The organism is Pseudomonas sp. SCA2728.1_7 (genome assembly GCF_018138145.1).
GTDB lineage: Bacteria > Pseudomonadota > Gammaproteobacteria > Pseudomonadales > Pseudomonadaceae > Aquipseudomonas > Aquipseudomonas koreensis_A.
Genome location: NZ_CP073104.1, coordinates 2,975,196 through 2,992,326, shown reverse-complemented (window position 1 = coordinate 2,992,326; position 17,131 = coordinate 2,975,196). Strand labels below are relative to the sequence as shown.

Genomic DNA, 17,131 nt, shown 5'->3' with positions numbered 1-17,131 from the left:
GGTATTTCATTTCGGCGTAACTCGCACAGCCACCTCGGTCAGTCCCCTCTCCCTCCGGGAGAGGGTTAGGGTGAGGGGCTTTTGCTTTATGAGCCTTTGTTGCCCTTTTCATGGGACGGGTCGTAGACCTTGGTCAGGTCGCCACCCAGGCGGAAAGTCTTGAACGGCTGCATGCCGTGCTTCTTCTCGATCACATCAGGCGGGCAGGTATAGAGCGTGCAGAACGGTTCGAGCCAGGCGAATTTCATGTCCTCTTTCAGATCGGTCATGTCCTGCTCTTTGCCGTTCTTCTTCTCGAATTCATCCGGGTCTTTCACCCCTGACAACACCCGATCACCCAGACGTTTCAGCGCGCCATTGTTTTCCTGACGCAAATCAACCCCGTTGACCTGAGCAAAACTGGCAATCATCGCCAGCGGCGGCAGGGCGTAGTTGTGATAGGCGAGGGCGCGTTGCTGGCGCTTGAGTTCGTTCGGCAGGAAGCCGTCGGCATCGACTTGATTGACGCCAACCTTGTATTCCTTCACCGCCCAGTCAAACAGGTCACGGCGGTTGGTCGCGACCGACGTCGCCATCACCGACCATGCAGCCCAGTACGAGTGGTTGTTGGTTTTTTCCAGCGGCAGGTTGTCCCAGTCGCTGACCACCTGATCGGCCATTTTGCTGAACCACGCCTCGATCAACTGCGCTTCCTGCTGATGCTGCGCCAGCGGGTGCGAGTCGGAGAACTTCAGGCGAATGTACGAAGAGGCCATGCTGCCCAGCGCCCATTTGCGCATCGACTTGCCGGTGTGGTTGAAGTCTTTCGACATCAACGCGTCGGCCTTGGCCCACGCGGTCAGCCAGTTCAGCGTGCAATCGAGCTGCTCCGGGCGACCGTCGCGCATGAACTGCATCACCCGTTTGGCGGTGCCGCGTTCCAGCGTGGTGATGTCTTTGGTGGTGTCGCGAAAGGCCTTTTCCGACTGCACGTTCAGCGTCGCGCGGGCCTTGTCCGAACCTTCGTATTTACTGCGAAATTGCAGCGGCCCGGTATACGGCGTCGGCATCGCATCGCAGCCTTCGCTTTTGTCACCGGTCTTGAATTTATCCACAGGGGCGAAATAGCCCTGAGGTGGACGCAGTGGCGCGGCGGCCTGAGTCGCCCCGGCGAACATCGCCAGTCCGAGCAGCGTTGGCGCTAACAGAGTTTTCAGTTTCGAGTTTCGCATAGCAGACCTCATTGCCCGACCTGAGCGGTTTGTTGCCCAGCGCCCGGGAATACGTTGCGTTTGCAGATTTTCGCTTCGACTTTCTGTGGCGCGGTGCCCGCTTCCGGGCCCTGGACTTCGACCGCCAGCAGGTTTTGCGAGGCCCAGTCTTCGTCCGTGCGCAACTCAAAGGCGAAACGACCGTCGGTGTCGGAGGTTTCCGGTTTCTCGATCTTGATGTCCTCGTGGCGACCGTTCATGTACCAGAGGGTGGCTTGCAGGGTTTTCACCGAAGGGTCGGCGAAGCGGATGTCGACCTGATGGCTGCTGTTCTGCAGGTTCAGGTTCTTGCTGTTGACCAGCAGTTCTTGTTTGCTGCCCGGCTTGAGCGTAGTGCTCGCGGACATTTGCGCGTCTTTGCCTTCGCAGCCGTTGTCGAGAAGAGACATCATCTGGCGATAGATGGTTTCCTGATCGAGGCGGTACAGCGGCGAGAATTCCCAGATGAGAATTTTCGGCGGAGTCTTCTGGAATTCGTCGCTGCCGAGGTACTGCAACATCGAACCTTCCAGACCACCGCCGGGGAAGGCGACGTTGAGAATGTCGGCGCCAATGGCTTCTTCGAGGAAGCCGGCGAAGTTGTAGTTCTTGCCGCTGTGCGAAGTACCGACGAGGGTAATTTGCGGGTTGCCGGAATCACCGAACAGGTCGCCGTCACCCGCTTCGCCCTTAGGCTCGGTGGTGAATTGATCCATGTACTGGATCGCGTAACTGGTGCCACAGAGTTGCCCGGCCATGTTGTGCAGGGTGCCGGTCTTGCCCATGCGCCCGGAGCGCTTGGTCTCGAATTCACGCTTGGGAATGTCGGCGAAGGCCGGGATCTGCTTGACCTTCTCGGCGACGATTTTCGCTGTGCGCTGCGCACCGTATGGCGTCCAGTGCTGATCGCCACGGAAGTAGAAATCGTGGGCGGGCAGGGTGTCCGGCAGCGACTCGTTGGTCAGCGGCGACAGGTCCGGCACCACGTAACCCATCTTGGCAAAACGGCCGAGCATGGTCTTGTAGTTGCCCAGCGCTTTCTCGTAATCGAACGCGGCTTTTTCCTGCGGGTTGAGCTTGTTGCGGTTCACCAGGCCACGGGTTGGCTGATAGACGATCACCAGCTCAACGCCTTTGGCCTTGAACGCATCGTGCAGTTGTTGCAGGCGTTTGTAGCCGGCCGGGGTGGTGTTGAACTCGGTGCGCAAATCTTCCTGAGTCCGGAACAACCAGTCGCCCTGAGCCTGCACCAACGTGGTGAAGTTCTGCTGATAACGCGTGGTGTAGTTCTTCGCGTCATGGGCGGCCGGGCACAGGTTGCAGCACGGTTCGGCGCTGAATTTTGGCGGCGTGGCAGCGGCGCCTTCATCGGCGCGGGCGCCGTTGCTGGCCGCGAGAATGCCCACGGTCAGGGCCGACAGGCTGAGTAATCTGATCAAGTGTGGGTGCATAAAATTATCCTCAGTCCCGCATTTCGGTCTGGCGTTCGACAGGGTCGATCAGCACGGCTTTCTGCTGGCGCACCAGCAGGTCGAGAATTTCATCCTGGCGCTCGCCGAGGATGCCGTTGAAGCTGATGCCGCTGGATTTGGTCGGCGCCAGCATCGACACGCGATACAGCTCGACACTCAACGGTGAATCGATCGACAGCGGGCCGCTGCCGTTGGCCGCCAGTTCACCGCCAACGACGATCAGCGACACCTGCGCATCGAACGGGTCGAGCTTGATGTCACGGTCGGTGTCGGTGAGGTCTTTGATGTGGCCGTAGACGCCGGTCAAACCGTTGGCCATGGCAACGTTTTCGTAGAGGCGGATGTTCACGCTGTTACGAATGCGGATGCCGTGGCGCTTGTTGCTGATGACCTTGTTGCCCCACAGCAGGTTGTCGGCAGACTCGTAGAGGGTGATGCCGTCGGTGTGGTTCTTGTAGATCTCGTTGTAGGCAATGATGTTGTTGACGCTGTTCCGGTCAATCACCAGGCCCGAGAGGTGGTTGTCGAAGCTCTTGTTGTTGAAGATGAAGCTGTCGTTGACCTCACGGGAAATAATGATCCCGTGCTTCTTCTTCGTGCCGTGCACGGTGTTCTCGGCAATGATCAGACCGTGGGAACGGTCGTGCGGGTCGATGCCGTAAACGATATTGTCTTTGTAGGTGTTGCCCTTGACCACAAAGTCGCGGGTCTCGTAGCAGTAGAAGCCGTACCACATGTCGGAGAACTCGGAGCCGACGATCCAGCCAGTCGGTTCAGGACGCTTGAGGACCTTGGCCATGTTCGGCGTGTACTGGGAAATACTCACGCCGTACGACTTACTGTTGGCGTAGCCGAAACTGGCCATCTTGCTGTTGACGATGTAGGTCTCGGTGCCACCCCAGGCGAGCAGGAACGGACGGAATTCCTTCGGCGAACGGAAGGTCGCCGGGCCGTTTTCCTTTTCGCGCCAGCCGGTGACTTTGGTGTCACGCACGAACAGCTGGCCGTCGTTGACCATGAACGCACCGGCCTCTTGCGACAGGCGCAGTTCCTGGGTCTGGCCGTCGATTTCGAGGATGCCTTTACGGCCAACCACGATCGGCAGCTTCGACAGGTACACGCCCGGCGCGGTCTCGCTGAAATACTGCTTGGGCAGTTTCTGCGCCAGATCCTTGAGGTTCATGTAGCCGTCATCGACGAAGATCGCCTGCGGGATACCGTGCTGACGCACCACCCATTCGGCCATCTTGTTGTCGCCGCCGATAAAGTCCTTCAGCGCATCTTCCTGCATCATCCGGCGCACGCTGATCTTGCCCGCTTTGCTGCGGTTGATCTTCGCGGCGGCGGCTTCGGCGGTGTAGCCGGAAATGTCCGGCAGTTTCGGCGCGGCCAGATTCAGCGCTTCGGTCGGCGCGCTGCTGACGGTGTAGGTCTTGGCTTGTTGCAGTTCTTTAGCCATGGTGGCCGGCTTGGCCGGTTGTGGCACCGTCGGCTCCACGTTGGCGAAGGCGCCAGCGCTGGCCAGCAGCATCGCGCCGGCCAGCAGGCTGAGTGAGCCTATCCTGGTGCTGATCATGTCGGGCACTCCCTTGGCGGTTTGCATCAGAAGCGCCAGATCACGTCGATGAACGCGCGGTGCATGTACGAATCAACCTGCTTGCCGTAGGCATCGCCCGGTTTGAACACACCGCCACGGAAGCGCACCAGGGCCGAAGGCTCGTCGATCGACTGGCTCAACGCCGCCGGCAACAGGCCTTGCTTGAAGTACTTGGTGACGACCAGGTCCATCTCCTGACCCAGATCCTTGTTGCCGTCTTCAAGCGGCAGCGAGGTGCTGGAGAGGATCGCGCCGGTGGCGTCGTCGGTGTTGTTTTCCACGGCGTTGATACCGTTGCTGCCCACCGGCTTGTTGCCGTCGACACGCCAGAACTTGTGGTAGATCAGGCTGGCGTCGTACTCGTCGTTGACCATCCACGAACCGAACAGGGTCGCGGTCTGCATGTTGTTCATTTCGCCACGGAACGCTTCGCCGAAACGGTGCACACGCGAGCGCGTACCGGTGTAGTTGGAGCGGTTGCTCTCCAGACCGGTCTGCTCGTAATCGGCGCTGGCACGGGCATAGGCACCGCCGACTTGCCATTGCGGATCGAGGCGCAGGCGCACACCGATGTCGGTGGCCCAGCCGTTGACGTCATCGCTGCGCTTGGCTTGCGCCGGGCGCGAACCATCGGCGTTCAGCGCGTTGACCGTGTCGCGGTCACCGCTCATGCCGGTGATGCTGCCCCAGTAGTTGACGGTGTTGGTGTTGCGCCAGTTGTAGGCGTCGCTGTCAGCGGTCAGGCCGATCCAGCTGATGTCGCCGTTCTCGGTCTTGTCCAGCGAGTCGCGCGGGACGCCCGGTTCGGCGTAATCGAGTTTGCCGTCATCGTGGGTGTGATGACCGCGAATGCCGACCCAGTTGCCCGGCGTCCACTGGTAAGCGGCGTCGGCGTAGGCGTGCAAGCGATCCTTGTCTTTCGGCGCCAGCTCTTTGAGGTCGGTGCGGTATTCGCTGAAGCGTTCGGCAACACCGGCGTTGGCACGCAACAGGGTGGTGTCGAAGGTCCAGTTCAGCGCTTCGATGTTGGTGTCGCGCCATTGGCCATCGTCATTGCGTAGACGCTGGCGACCGAATTTGAGCATCTCGCCCGGGTACGGGGTGAGGCCGCTGTAACCGACCCAGAACTCGCGCATCGCCAGGTAGTTTTTCTTGGTTTTGCGATCACTGTTGTCGGTGGCTTGTTCGCCGTCGGATTGTTGCAGGGTGTCGGTTTCGATGATGTCGGTCGAGGTCACGGCCTGGCCCATGGCGTAGGCGCTCCACGCGCCGCTTTCACCATAGATCCACGGACGCAGGTCGAGGCCGACACCGTTGACGTCGCCGCCGCTGGCGGTGCCGAGGTCACGGTCGTCTTCGGACTGGCCGGTGACTTTCACTTCGAGGCCGAAGTTCTTGGTTTCAGTCATCGCGGCCAGTGTCGGGCAAGACCAGATCAGCGCGAACGAAAGGCCAATGCCGGCCTTCACGAATGGATTCAACTTCATAATTTTTCCTCGCCGTCTTCTTCTTGCAGGGCGTGCAGTTGCAGCGTGTTCGGGTTCAGAGCGCCACGGCTGGCTTGCTCTTGTTGCAGCAGACGTTGCGCTTCGGCCAGACGCTCGGGCGGCAGTTGCGCGGCGAGGGTGGTCGCCAGCTCATCGGCTTGCGGAGTGTTTTGTGCCTTGGCCAATTGGCTGAACACGTAGGCGTTGAGCGGGTCGGGTTTGGTGCCCTTGCCTTGGGAGAACAGTTGCGCGATGGCGAAGTCGGCGCTGTTCTGGCCGTTGCGCGCAGCGGTCAGCAAGTGGTCGAGAGCCTTCTGCGGGTAGACCTTGCCGAGGTAGCCACGGCGATAGATCTGGCCGAGGTAGTAGTCGGCGGCGACTTCACGGCCAACGGCTTTCTGGAAATGTTCTTCGGCGACTTTGGCGTCGGCCGGGACCATTTTGCCTTCGTAGTAGAGCTTGCCCAGCAACAGCTCGGCGCGCGGCTGGTCGGCGGCGCGGCCGTTGTCGAGGTACTTCATCATCTGATCGACGTCGCCCAGTTCCGGGTAGTCGTAAAGCAGTTGTGCGAGGGTCACCCACGACGCCGGGTAGCCCGGAGCGATCGGCTCCAGCAGCGACTGCGCGGTTTTCTCGTCGGTCTTGCCCAGGGTCGAATCGGCCAGGACACGGGCGACGGAATCGACGCGCTGCGCGGTGACGGTGCCACGGCTGTAACCGGCCTGCATCTGCTTGATCAGCTCGGCTTGCTGTTCTGGCTGGGCACGTTTCTGATAAACCGTGGCCAGTTCGACGTAGCAGATGTCGGTGGTGTTGAGCGCGGCTTTGCAGATTTTTTCCACGTCATCCAGGTGCTGGTCGTAGGTGCCCTGAGTGCGATACAGCAGCACCTGCGCCAGACCCGCTTCCGGGTAACCGGATTTGCGCCACTGATCGATCTGCTGCTGCGCGTTGATGTTGGGGAAGCTGTGCGGGTATTGCAGATAGAGCATCGCCAGCGGGATCAACGTGTTGCCTTCGCCATTGGCGGCGGCTTTTTTCAACAGGGTTTCGGCTTCGTGGTGCTCGGCTTCGGTGGAACCCGGTTTGGCCACCAGCAGGCGGCCCAAACGGGCTTGGGCACGCGGCGAAACACTGGCGGCGGCACGGTAAGTCGCCTCGGCCTGTTTCATTTGCGCAGGGTCGCGGCTGTCGACCTGGATATCGGCGAGGCCGACTTGCGCTTCGCTGTAACCCAGATCGGCCAGTTGCTGATAGTTCTGCGCAGCGGTGGCGGTGTCGCCACGCTTGAGCGCTTCGTTGGCCAGACGCTGATCGGGCAGGCCGGCACAACCGGCCAGACTGACCGCCAATGCCAAGGCACACACCGTCCCCATGTAGGAGTGAGCCTGCTCGCGATGCAGGCGATGCGGTACATCAGACACACCGCGCTGATCCAATCGCTGGCAGGCCAGCTCCCACAGGGATCGCGGTGTTTTCAGGATGGGTGGAGTAGTCACAGGCATGTCCTCGACTTAAAGACCGGCAGCCATGGCTTTGTCGATCAGCCAGTTCAGGTTCGGGCCACGGTCGCTGTTCACTTCCACCGGGCGGCCGGCGAGGCTGCTGTCGAGCGGCTCGTCAGGCTGGATCTGCACGCGGATGTCGGAGGACAGGTCGGCGCTCTTCAGGCTGGTGCTGCTGACGATCTTGCCAGTGCGGGTCTTGTCTTCGCCGGCAATCTGGAAGCTCACCGGGGTGCCCGGACGCACGTCGCCGAACTGGCGATAGGAGAAGCGCGCATCAACGGTGGCCTGGGTGTTGCGCGGTACCAGTTGGAAGATCACGTCACCCTTGCTCGCGTACTGACCGTCCGCCACCAGTTGCTGGGCCACGGTGCAATCGCATGGCGAGGTCAGGGTGCCGGTCATTTGCTTGCCGAACAGTTCTTCAACCTTGGCCGGCGACAATTGATCTTCTTCCAGATGACCCTTGAGCACGTCGAGCATGCTGGTGCTGAAGGTCGCCAGTGGCGCGCCTTTGGCCGCAACGCCGTCGGACTTGACCAGGCTCTGCACGGTGCCGTCGCGCGGCATGGTGATGTTCATCCCCGGCACGCTGACCAGACCGGCCTGCGCGTGGCTGACGAAGTACATGCCGTACACCGATTTGAAAATGAACCCCGCCGCGACCAGGCCGACCGCGAAGATGCCGGCGCTGAAGGTCACGGCCTTCAAGCGACCGAACGGGGTCATGCCGGAGCCGCCGTCCTTGACCTTGCGCGCTTTGGTGAAGTTGTCGCGCTGCAGGGTCGCCAGCACTTCGCCGATGCTGACGATGTCGCCGGCCAGGTGCGAAGTGATCAAGTGGCGCAGGGTGGAAATGTCCTGCTGCTCGAGGTTCTGGAACTGGCAGCCGACGCGGCCGGTCTGGCGGTCGTAGGAACGCACTTGCAGTTCAACGTCCATCGCCAGGCCGAGGTTGTCGATGACGAATTGCAGACGCGCCTTGTACACCTCGCCGATGGTCAGCGGCATCTGCCCGGCGTTGAACGCCAGACCACCGGCGGACAGGTCAAGCACCCGCGCTTCTACCGGGGTCCGGTCGGGACCGAAGAAGCGCAGTTTGGCCGGGATTTTCACACGGGCGTGTTGGCGCTGGGCTTCGGATTCATGCACTACGTTGGCGTTGACGGCGGTATTCATAGGGGCGATTTCCTTGTTAATTCAATAGGGGCGGGTCAGACCATCATCAGCAGCACGGCGACGAAAATGCTGCCGGCGGAGAAGGTCATGGTCCGAGACGACCAGGTGTTGAACCAACGTTGAAAGCTGGCGAGATCACGGGTCAGGGATGTGGGTTGGCGCGTCCAGGATTGTTGGTCGAGGCGGAAGAACACGTAGATCTTCACCAGCGCGCCGACGATCTGGTTGTAATAAAGAATCGCCGGGTAAGCCGGGCCGATGCGGTGACCGGAACACGACAACAGCAGGGTCAGAATCAGGCGGGTGATGCCGATCCACAGCAGGTACACGAGGATGAACGCGGTGCCGTATTTGAAGCTGGCGATCATCGCCACGGTCAGGCCGAGCAAGGATGTCCACATCGACACGCGCTGATCGAACAGCACCACCGAGGTGAAGGCGCCGAGGCGTTTCACACCCAGGCCCAGTGCTCGCGAGTTCTGGCGCAGGTTGTTGCCGTACCAGCGGAACATCAGTTTGCGGCTGGCCTTGATGAAGCTTTTTTCCGGCGGGTGTTCAACGGTGTTGATCGCCGCGTCAGGCACGTAGAAGGTGTCATAACCGAGGCGCATCAGGCTGAACCAGCTCGACTTGTCGTCGCCGGTCAAGAACTTGAAGCGGCCCAGACGCCAGTGTTGCAGCGAGTCGCTTTCCACATCGGCGATGAATTCCGGGTTGGTCACCACGGTGGCGCGGAACACCGACATCCGACCGGTCATGGTCAGCACGCGTTTGGACAGGGCCATCGAGCACATGTTGATGTGGCGCTGGGCGAAACGCAGCTTGTGCCATTCGCTCATGATGTAGCCGCCGCGCACTTCGCAGAACTCGTTGGTGGTCAGGCCGCCGACGTTGCCGAACAGCTGGAACCACGGCACGGTCTTGCGCACGGTGCCTTCGCCGAGCACGGTGTCGCCGTCGATCACGGCTACCACGGCGCGGTCGTCCGGCAGGTGACGGGAGATCGCGCGGAAACCATAGGCCAGGCCATCACGTTTGCCGGTGCCGGGAATGCGCACGAAGTCGAGCTTCACGCGTTCTGGCGGATTCATCCGCGCCCACAGGGCCTTGACCAGCAGCTCATCGGACATTTCGACGATCGAGCAGACCACGGTGGTCGGCAGTTCGCAGTCGATGGCTTCACGGATCACCGAGCTGTAGACCTGCGCGGTGGTGAGCGCGTCGATACGGAAACTGGTGACCATCAGGAACACATGCGACGGGTCCGCCGCTTTACCCAGCTTGCGCACTTTGCGGCGCAGGTGCGGGTAGACGATGTAGAGAAAAATCATGCCGCGCACAAAGTGCGTTGCACCCATCGAGTAGCGCCAGATACCCACGGCGCCAATCAGGAAAATGAAGTCCTTCGACTCGGAGTCGAATGTGGACGTGGGCAGCATCAAGGCCAGGCCCATCAGCAGACTGAGATAAAAAAGCCAGCCGGCTGATTGCAGAAAAAAATGTTTGAGCTTGCTCATCAACGTCATCCGAAGGTAAGAGAGGCTTCAAGTTGCAAGCCTCAAGCTGCAAGCAAATCGCTTTGACTTGCAGCTCGAAGCTTGTCGCTTGGCGCTGAGTTACCAGCAGATACCTTCGGTACGGGTGCCAGCGTCGGTGGCTTTGGCCATGAAGCCGACCAGGTCGATGACCTGCTTGCCGTGCGGCGCTTGCTGGGCCAACGGGCGGAATTTCTCGTCGCGGTTGCCGAGGATGATTACGTCGGAGTTGTCGATCACCGAATCGAAGTCCGCGTTGAGCAGGGACGAAACGTGGGGGATCTTCGACTCGATGTAGTCCTTGTTCGCGCCGTGAACACGGGCGTACTCGACGTTACTGTCGTAGATGCTCAGGTCGTAACCCTTGCCGATCAGCATCTCGGCCAGTTCCACCAGCGGGCTTTCGCGCAGGTCGTCGGTGCCGGCCTTGAAGCTCAGACCGAGCAGGGCGACTTTGCGTTTGTCGTGGCTTTCAACGATGTCGAAGGCGTTCTGCACTTGCGATTCGTTGCTGCGCATCAGCGAGTTGAGCAGCGGTGCTTCGACGTCCAGCGAACCGGCGCGGTAGGTCAGGGCGCGCACGTCTTTCGGCAGGCACGAACCGCCGAAGGCGAAACCTGGGCGCATGTAGTACTGGGACAGGTTGAGGGTCTTGTCCTGGCAGACCACTTCCATCACTTCACGGCCATCGACGCCGACCGCTTTGGCGATGTTGCCGATCTCGTTGGCGAAGGTCACTTTGGTCGCGTGCCAGACGTTGCAGGTGTACTTGATCATCTCGGCAACGGCGATGTCCTTGCGGATGATCGGCGCGTCGAGTTCTTCGTACAGCGATTGCAGAACGTCGCCCGAGGCCTTGTCGAACTCGCCGATAACGGTCATCGGTGGCAGGTCGTAGTCGGCGATGGCGGTGGATTCACGCAGGAACTCAGGGTTGACCGCAACGCCGAAGTCGACACCGGCCTTCTTGCCCGAGCAGTCTTCGAGAATCGGGATCACCACGTTGGCCACGGTGCCCGGCAGCACGGTGCTGCGCACGACGATGGTGTGGCGGGTGGTTTTTTCACGCAGAACAAAACCGATCTCGCGGCATACCGCTTCGATGTAGTTCAGTTCGAGGTCGCCGTTCTTCTTGCTCGGCGTGCCAACGCAGATCATCGACAGGTCAGTGTCACGAATCGCTTCGGCGAAGTTGGTCGTGCCACGCAGACGACCGGTCTGGATACCCTGTTGCAGAAGTTCACCCAGGCCCGGTTCAACAATCGGCGACTTGCCGGCGTTGATCATGTCGATCTTGTCTTTGGCAACATCGACGCCAACCACGTCATGGCCCCGTGCAGACAGGCAACCGGCACATACTGCGCCAACGTAACCCAAACCAAATATGCTGATGCGCATCGCAATTACCTCTGTATATATCAGGCCTTAGAAGGGCGGAGTTAATGGTGTTCAGCGTTCATTAGTGCACTCGAAAGTGCGGCTTACAGGCGCCACAATGCCGTGTGCAGGCATACTAAGTTTCGAGTGTCTAAATAAGTGCACTCAAGATGTGCGCAACCAGGCCTTGTTGTTATGACTTGCCCTGTTATGCAGCCGATCTTCCTTGTGGAAGACTCTTGTGCAATCGTCTTGCGCGCTCGATGTCAGGATGAAAGTCCTGTGAATCAAGCGGTTGGGTGCTCAGGCGAGCACGTTTATAAGGGCGCGGCCATGGCCTTTGTAGGGGATATAAATGGTGCGTATCTCCTGTCCATCGTCTGTTTTGAGACTAGTTAGTCATCTAGGCAAGTTGCTGTGACAACTTGGTTACATGGCTATCTGCTCTGCGTAAGTTATCTCGTACAAACTCGGCGAGAATCGTTACCGGTGGTATGAGCTATGCATTCGGACGAAGTTCCTGTCCGCTCATCGCGAAATCTGAAATTTCTTGAAATATTGTCAGAGATGGCACTAGTCTCAATTTGATAGCACTTTCGTTTTCGACCTTTAATAACAGGCGAAAAATCACGTTAGATAGTTTTGTGCCACTACGCTGAAAAAATTTAGGTGCCACTACTGAAAAAAATGATCAGTGTCGAGTGAAACTAATCTTAGAAAAGACAGGGAGGATTTTCTGGCGCCATAAAAATGGCGAAAAACAGCGGGGGTTTTTTGACATCGTGCGAGCTGCACGACTCTATATAGAAAGAGTCGTGCATTGGGCATGCTTTATTCGGGGGCGTGATCGCGCAGAAATACCAGATTGTCGGGTTTCGACTGCTCGGCGCTGTAGCGATACCCCTGCACATCGAATTGTTTGAGCAGGGCCGGATCGTTGATTTTTTCCTGGATCACGAAACGGCTCATCAGGCCGCGAGCCTTCTTCGCGTAGAAGCTGATGATCTTGTATTGGCCGTTCTTCTGATCCTTGAACTCGGTGTTGATGATCCGTGCCTTCAATGCCGTGCGTTTGACCGCCGAGAAGTATTCGTTGGAGGCCAGGTTGAGCAGAACGTCGTCGCCCTGATCGGCCAACGCTTCGTTCAGCCACTCGCTGATGCGCGTGCCCCAGAAGGCATACAAGTCCTTGCCCCGGGCGTTGGCCAGTTTGGTGCCCATTTCCAGACGATACGGTTGCATCAGGTCGAGTGGGCGCAGCAAGCCATACAGGCCGGAGAGCATGCGCAGGTGTTTTTGCGCGTAGTCGAAGTTGGCTTCGCTGAAGGACTGTGCGTCGAGACCGGTGTAGACGTCGCCTTTGAATGCGAGCAGCGCCTGCTTGGCGTTGTCCGGGGTGAACGCGGGTGTCCAGCTGCCGAAGCGCGCGGCGTTGAGCCCGCCGATCTTGTCGGACACGTGCATCAGTTCGCTGATCTGCGCCGGGGTCAGCTCGCGCAGTTGCTGGATCAGTTCCTGGGAGTGGTCGAGGTATTGCGGCTGAGTGAAGCGCTGGGTCGCCGGCGGTGTTTCGTAATCGAGGGTCTTGGCGGGGGAAATCACCATCAGCATGAAGTCGTCTCCTTTAATCGTGGGGGCGATTCTAGGGGGTTGGCGCGGTTGACTCCAGCTATGGGGGTTATAGGTCGGGGTTAGCAGGGGCATTTGCGACGGTTGGTGGATTTTTTTCCCTCACCCTAACCCTCTCCCAGAGGGAGAGGGGACCGACCGTGTTGTTCTCAAGTAATACATCGACCTGAGATATCCAGTCGAACTCAGGTTTGAAAACATGAAGATCGGCTCCCTCTCCCTCCGGGAGAGGGCTGGGGTGAGGGCAGCGTCCTTCAGCCTTGCACATCAGCTATAGTGCCGCGCGGGTTTTGTTATGGAGACATCCCTTTTGCGCATTGTTCTTTTATTCACCGCGTGGCTGTTGAGCTTCGGTGCCGTCGCGGCGCCGGGTGATGTGGCGACGCTGGATCGCGGCACCTGGCCAGAGCAACTGAGCAATCCGACGCTGTTTGACGTCGCCTCACGGGCGGAAATCCTCATGTTCGCCCGTGGCCTGCTCGGCACCGAATCAATGGACGAAGCCGCGCTGGCTCAGCGCCTGGGACTGCGCACGATCAACATCGACGCAGTCAACAGCCTGCGGCAACGTCTTTGGCAGCGCCTGTTGGCGAACTACAACTACGCCCAGCAAAGCTGCGATCAGGACGCCTCGTTCTGTTTCCTCGTCGAAGACCTGCCGACCCTGCGTGAGCAAGCCGCCAAGTTCGTGGTCAGTGACGACAGCTATTACACCAAGTGGGCCGAACCGAGCCGGATCTTCCATTTGCAGTATCTGGATGAGTTGATGCGCAAGGCTGCGTTGTCACCGCAGACCAGCAATGAATTCGATCGTTTCGGCGACTACGAGCGTAATGGCGACGAGATGCACGACCGGTTGTTTCTGCTGACCTTCGACAGCGCCGCCAACGTGCAACCGGATAACACCGGTTGGCTCGCCGAATACCTGCGCAAAGCAAACCTGAGCGGCACGTTCTTTGTGTTGGGCAAGGATATTCAGGCGCGGCTGGCTGATCGCTCGGTGAGCAGCCTGCAGGCGGGCTTCTCGAAACAGTGCGTCGGCGTTCAAGGTTGGGAGTTCCGCTCCCACAGCCATTGGCAGGACTGGCAGGATTCGGTGCGGCGCAGTGCTGATCTGGTGAAGAACAAATTGCCGGAAAACTATGTGCCGATGTTCCGCCCGCCAGAAGGTCAGCGCCGCAGCGATGCACAAGGTTTCTTTAACACTCAGGGCCTGCAAGTGGCGCTGTGGGACATCGATGCCCAGGACGGCGCCGGCAAGCTCAAGGGCGCAGCTAGCGCGCAACGGGTACTGACGCTGATGCTGTTGTGGCGCCACGGGGTGATCAATTTCAACATGAAACAGGACGCGGTGAAGACCTCGTTGCCGTGGCTGATCACGCAAACCGCGCAGAGCGGCATCGGTTGGGAAGACTGTCAGGACGCGTTTCGCTGAGAAACGGGGAAAGCCCGGAAACATTGGGCTTGGGGCGATTTTTTTGCAGGATTCGGTGCAGGCGGACTTCCGACTTTAGCGGGGTCTTGGCAGTCCGCCAAGGGCTTTTCGTCACTCTGCAAAATAAACTTAAAAAAACCGTCAAAGTACTTTTTTATGTCATCGGTTTTGGAGTATTACGAAGACAGACCGCCGAAACCTGCAACACAGGTGGCGTCTTCCAAGACCCGTTTGTTTGCAGTCACTTGAATCTCCGCAGGTGAGATTTCGGCAGTCACTTCGAGGCGCAGCACCGCTCAGGTATTGCGTCTACTGGCTCTGACAAAGGTGACCGAGTATGGATGATCACGGACGTAGCCCTTCCTCCAACCAGCCAATCCTTTATGTACTCGATACCAACGTATTGATTCACGATCCAAACGCCCTGCTGAATTTCGAAGAACACCACGTCGCGATCCCGATGACCGTGCTTGAAGAGCTGGACAAGCTCAAGAGCGGGCATCACAGCGTGGCCGCTGAATGCCGTCAGGCCATCCGGCTGATCGACAAGACCCTGGGCGATGCGTCCCCGGAAGATGTCGAGCTGGGTGTGCCGATCCAGCGTGGCAAGGGCGGGCCGAAGGGCTTGCTGTCAATTCTGATGAGCAAGCAGGCGGAATCGAACCTGATTCTGCCCGAGCATCTGAACGACAACAAAATCATCAACCAGCTGATCGACCTGCACACCCGCGACCCGAAAAAACCGGTGGTGCTGGTCACCAAAGACATCAACATGCGCCTCAAGGCGCGCGCCTGCGGCATCGATGCCGAGGATTACAGCACCGACCAACTGGTCGATGACGTGTCCCTGTTGCCCAACGGCTACCACAACATGACCGGCTCTTTCTGGGACCGCGTGAGCAAGGTCGACACCCGTCAGGATCACGGCCGCACCTGGCATCAAGTGCAACTGATCGATAACCTGCCGGCCGTGCACATCAACGAGTTCATCATTGATGAACAGGGCTTTGTCGGCTGGATCAAGGAGATTGACGAGGCCAAACTGCTGATCCTCGACCTGCATCAGGAACCGCTGCTGCACCAAGAGGCCTGGGGCCTCAAGCCGCGCGACATCTATCAAAGCCTGGCGTTGTACGCGCTGCTGGATCCGGACATTCATCTGGTCAACCTGTCGGGTGCCGCCGGTTCCGGTAAAACCATTCTGGCACTGGCCGCGGCGATCGAGCAGACCATGGTCAGCAAGCGTTATCGGCGCATCATCGCGACCCGTAGCGTGCAGGGCCTGGACCAGGAAATCGGCTTCCTGCCCGGCACCGAAGCGGAAAAAATGGAGCCGTGGCTGGGCGCCATCACCGACAACCTCGAAGCCTTGCACATGGATGACGAAAACACCCATGGCAGCGTCGATTACATCCTCAGCAAAGTGCCGTTGCAGTTCAAATCGCTCAACTACATTCGCGGTCGCAGCTTCCAGCAGAGCCTGATCCTGATCGACGAATGTCAGAACCTGACGCCGCACCAGATGAAAACCATCATCACCCGTGCCGGCGCCGGTTCGAAAGTGGTGTGCCTGGGCAACCTCGCACAGATCGACACCCCTTACCTGTCCGCGACCAGCTCCGGGCTGACCTACCTGACCGAACGCTTCAAGGATTTCCCCAACGGTGTGCACATCACCCTGCAAGGGGTGCCTCGTTCGATCCTGGCTGAATACGCCGAAACCCACCTGTAACTGCATCACAACCAAAACCGGGCGGCCGCAAAGCCGCCCGGTTTTTTATGCCCTACGCAAATCAAAATGTAGGAGTGAGCCTGCTCGCGATAGCGTTCGATCAGTCGACATCGATGTTGAATATCAGACCGCTATCGCGAGCAGGCTCGCTCCTACAGGGGATAGTGGTGATTTCATAATCAGTGATGCAGAAATTTGACCCGCAGGTTTACAATCCACGCTCCTGATCAGGAGTAATCCCGTGCTGACTCATCTCGATTCCCAAGGTCGCGCCAACATGGTCGACGTCACCGAAAAAGCCGTGACGTTCCGTGAAGCGACGGCCCAAGCGCTGGTGCGCATGCTCCCCGCGACGCTGCAGATGATCGTCAGCGGCGGCCATCCCAAGGGCGACGTGTTCGCCGTGGCGCGCATTGCCGGCATTCAAGCGGCGAAGAAAACCAGCGATCTGATTCCCCTGTGCCATCCGCTGATGCTCACCGGCGTCAAAGTCGAACTCAGCGCGGATGGCGAAGACACCGTGCGCATCGTCGCCCGTTGCAAACTGTCCGGGCAGACCGGTGTGGAAATGGAAGCACTGACTGCCGCCAGCGTCGCCGCGCTGACCATTTACGACATGTGCAAAGCCGTCGATCGCGGCATGACCATTGAAAGCGTGCGTCTGCTGGAGAAGGTCGGTGGCAAGAGCGGGCACTTTCAGGCGGAGCAGCCATGAACCTGACGGTGAAGTTTTTTGCCCGTTACCGCGAAGCGCTGGGCGTGGATTCGGTAAAGGTTGAGGGTGATTTCGCCACCGTCGACGACGTGCGGGCATTGTTGGCACAACGCGATGGCGCCGAGGTGCTGAGCGAACAGAACCTGATGTGCGCGCGCAATGAAGACCTCTGCCAGCTCGACGAGCCAGTGGTCGATGGCGACGAAGTGGCGTTTTTTCCTACCGTGACCGGAGGCTGA

At 59.3% G+C, this 17,131-nt stretch carries 13 protein-coding genes; 4 read left to right on the top strand and 9 right to left on the bottom strand.

Features of this window, described 5'->3' with window-relative positions; genetic code table 11:
* Positions 1 to 86 precede the first annotated feature (86 nt).
* The 9 genes from KBP52_RS13450 to yaaA form a co-directional block, all read right to left on the bottom strand.
* Positions 87 to 1,211, bottom strand: coding sequence for a mannuronate-specific alginate lyase (locus KBP52_RS13450; RefSeq protein WP_212622928.1), 1,125 nt, complete (start codon positions 1,209 to 1,211; stop codon positions 87 to 89).
* Positions 1,212 to 1,219: 8 nt separating this feature from the next.
* Entirely contained in the window at positions 1,220 to 2,680 is a 1,461-nt protein-coding gene (locus tag KBP52_RS13445) for an alginate O-acetyltransferase (protein WP_007914298.1), read from the bottom strand.
* Between the two features lie 10 nt (positions 2,681 to 2,690).
* Entirely contained in the window at positions 2,691 to 4,277 is a 1,587-nt protein-coding gene (gene algG / locus KBP52_RS13440; RefSeq protein ID WP_116029538.1) for a mannuronan 5-epimerase AlgG, read from the bottom strand.
* 26 nt (positions 4,278 to 4,303) lie between these two features.
* Positions 4,304 to 5,785 (bottom strand): alginate export family protein, encoded by a 1,482-nt coding sequence (locus KBP52_RS13435; protein WP_095119394.1) that lies wholly within the window; start codon positions 5,783 to 5,785, stop codon positions 4,304 to 4,306.
* Positions 5,782 to 7,290 carry an alginate biosynthesis TPR repeat lipoprotein AlgK gene (algK, locus tag KBP52_RS13430; RefSeq protein ID WP_282961197.1) on the bottom strand — a complete coding sequence of 503 codons (1,509 nt, stop codon included), beginning with the start codon at positions 7,288 to 7,290 and terminating at the stop codon, positions 5,782 to 5,784. Before algK ends, KBP52_RS13435 begins: the two co-directional genes overlap by 4 nt.
* A gap of 9 nt (positions 7,291 to 7,299) precedes the next feature.
* Positions 7,300 to 8,469, bottom strand: coding sequence for an alginate biosynthesis protein Alg44 (locus KBP52_RS13425; RefSeq protein WP_077571216.1), 1,170 nt, complete (start codon positions 8,467 to 8,469; stop codon positions 7,300 to 7,302).
* Between the two features lie 35 nt (positions 8,470 to 8,504).
* Positions 8,505 to 9,986: a mannuronan synthase gene (gene alg8 / locus KBP52_RS13420; protein WP_177412555.1), complete on the bottom strand. Its 1,482-nt coding sequence runs from the start codon at positions 9,984 to 9,986 to the stop codon at positions 8,505 to 8,507.
* A 99-nt stretch (positions 9,987 to 10,085) separates the two neighbouring features.
* Positions 10,086 to 11,402 (bottom strand): UDP-glucose/GDP-mannose dehydrogenase family protein, encoded by a 1,317-nt coding sequence (locus tag KBP52_RS13415; protein ID WP_007914305.1) that lies wholly within the window; start codon positions 11,400 to 11,402, stop codon positions 10,086 to 10,088.
* A gap of 810 nt (positions 11,403 to 12,212) precedes the next feature.
* Complete coding sequence (yaaA, locus tag KBP52_RS13410) at positions 12,213 to 12,992, bottom strand: peroxide stress protein YaaA (protein WP_212622926.1); 780 nt, start codon at positions 12,990 to 12,992, stop codon at positions 12,213 to 12,215.
* A gap of 328 nt (positions 12,993 to 13,320) precedes the next feature.
* Here yaaA and KBP52_RS13405 point away from each other — a divergent pair, with 328 nt between their 5' ends.
* The 4 genes from KBP52_RS13405 (at position 13,321) to KBP52_RS13390 (ending at position 17,131) form a co-directional block, all read left to right on the top strand.
* The gene (locus KBP52_RS13405; RefSeq protein ID WP_212622925.1) at positions 13,321 to 14,445 is read left to right on the top strand and encodes a polysaccharide deacetylase family protein; all 1,125 of its coding nucleotides are present in this window, start codon (positions 13,321 to 13,323) and stop codon (positions 14,443 to 14,445) included.
* 337 nt (positions 14,446 to 14,782) lie between these two features.
* Positions 14,783 to 16,177 (top strand): PhoH family protein, encoded by a 1,395-nt coding sequence (locus tag KBP52_RS13400; protein WP_016985016.1) that lies wholly within the window; start codon positions 14,783 to 14,785, stop codon positions 16,175 to 16,177.
* A gap of 241 nt (positions 16,178 to 16,418) precedes the next feature.
* A complete protein-coding gene (gene moaC / locus KBP52_RS13395; protein WP_007914310.1) occupies positions 16,419 to 16,892 on the top strand; it encodes a cyclic pyranopterin monophosphate synthase MoaC in 474 nt (157 codons plus the stop codon).
* Complete coding sequence (locus KBP52_RS13390; RefSeq protein ID WP_016985014.1) at positions 16,889 to 17,131, top strand: MoaD/ThiS family protein; 243 nt, start codon at positions 16,889 to 16,891, stop codon at positions 17,129 to 17,131. The genes moaC and KBP52_RS13390 overlap by 4 nt, the downstream gene beginning before the upstream one ends.

Bases quoted from the DNA above. Each gene is read 5' to 3' on its own strand.
- KBP52_RS13450 (WP_212622928.1), bottom strand. From the start codon at position 1,211: ATGCGAAACTCGAAACTGAAAACTCTGTTAGCGCCAACGCTGCTCGGA.
- KBP52_RS13445 (WP_007914298.1), bottom strand. From the start codon at position 2,680: ATGCACCCACACTTGATCAGATTACTCAGCCTGTCGGCCCTGACCGTG.
- algG (WP_116029538.1), bottom strand. From the start codon at position 4,277: ATGATCAGCACCAGGATAGGCTCACTCAGCCTGCTGGCCGGCGCGATG.
- KBP52_RS13435 (WP_095119394.1), bottom strand. From the start codon at position 5,785: ATGAAGTTGAATCCATTCGTGAAGGCCGGCATTGGCCTTTCGTTCGCG.
- algK (WP_282961197.1), bottom strand. From the start codon at position 7,290: ATGCCTGTGACTACTCCACCCATCCTGAAAACACCGCGATCCCTGTGG.
- KBP52_RS13425 (WP_077571216.1), bottom strand. From the start codon at position 8,469: ATGAATACCGCCGTCAACGCCAACGTAGTGCATGAATCCGAAGCCCAG.
- alg8 (WP_177412555.1), bottom strand. From the start codon at position 9,986: ATGAGCAAGCTCAAACATTTTTTTCTGCAATCAGCCGGCTGGCTTTTT.
- KBP52_RS13415 (WP_007914305.1), bottom strand. From the start codon at position 11,402: ATGCGCATCAGCATATTTGGTTTGGGTTACGTTGGCGCAGTATGTGCC.
- yaaA (WP_212622926.1), bottom strand. From the start codon at position 12,992: ATGCTGATGGTGATTTCCCCCGCCAAGACCCTCGATTACGAAACACCG.
- KBP52_RS13400 (WP_016985016.1), top strand. From the start codon at position 14,783: ATGGATGATCACGGACGTAGCCCTTCCTCCAACCAGCCAATCCTTTAT.
- KBP52_RS13390 (WP_016985014.1), top strand. From the start codon at position 16,889: ATGAACCTGACGGTGAAGTTTTTTGCCCGTTACCGCGAAGCGCTGGGC.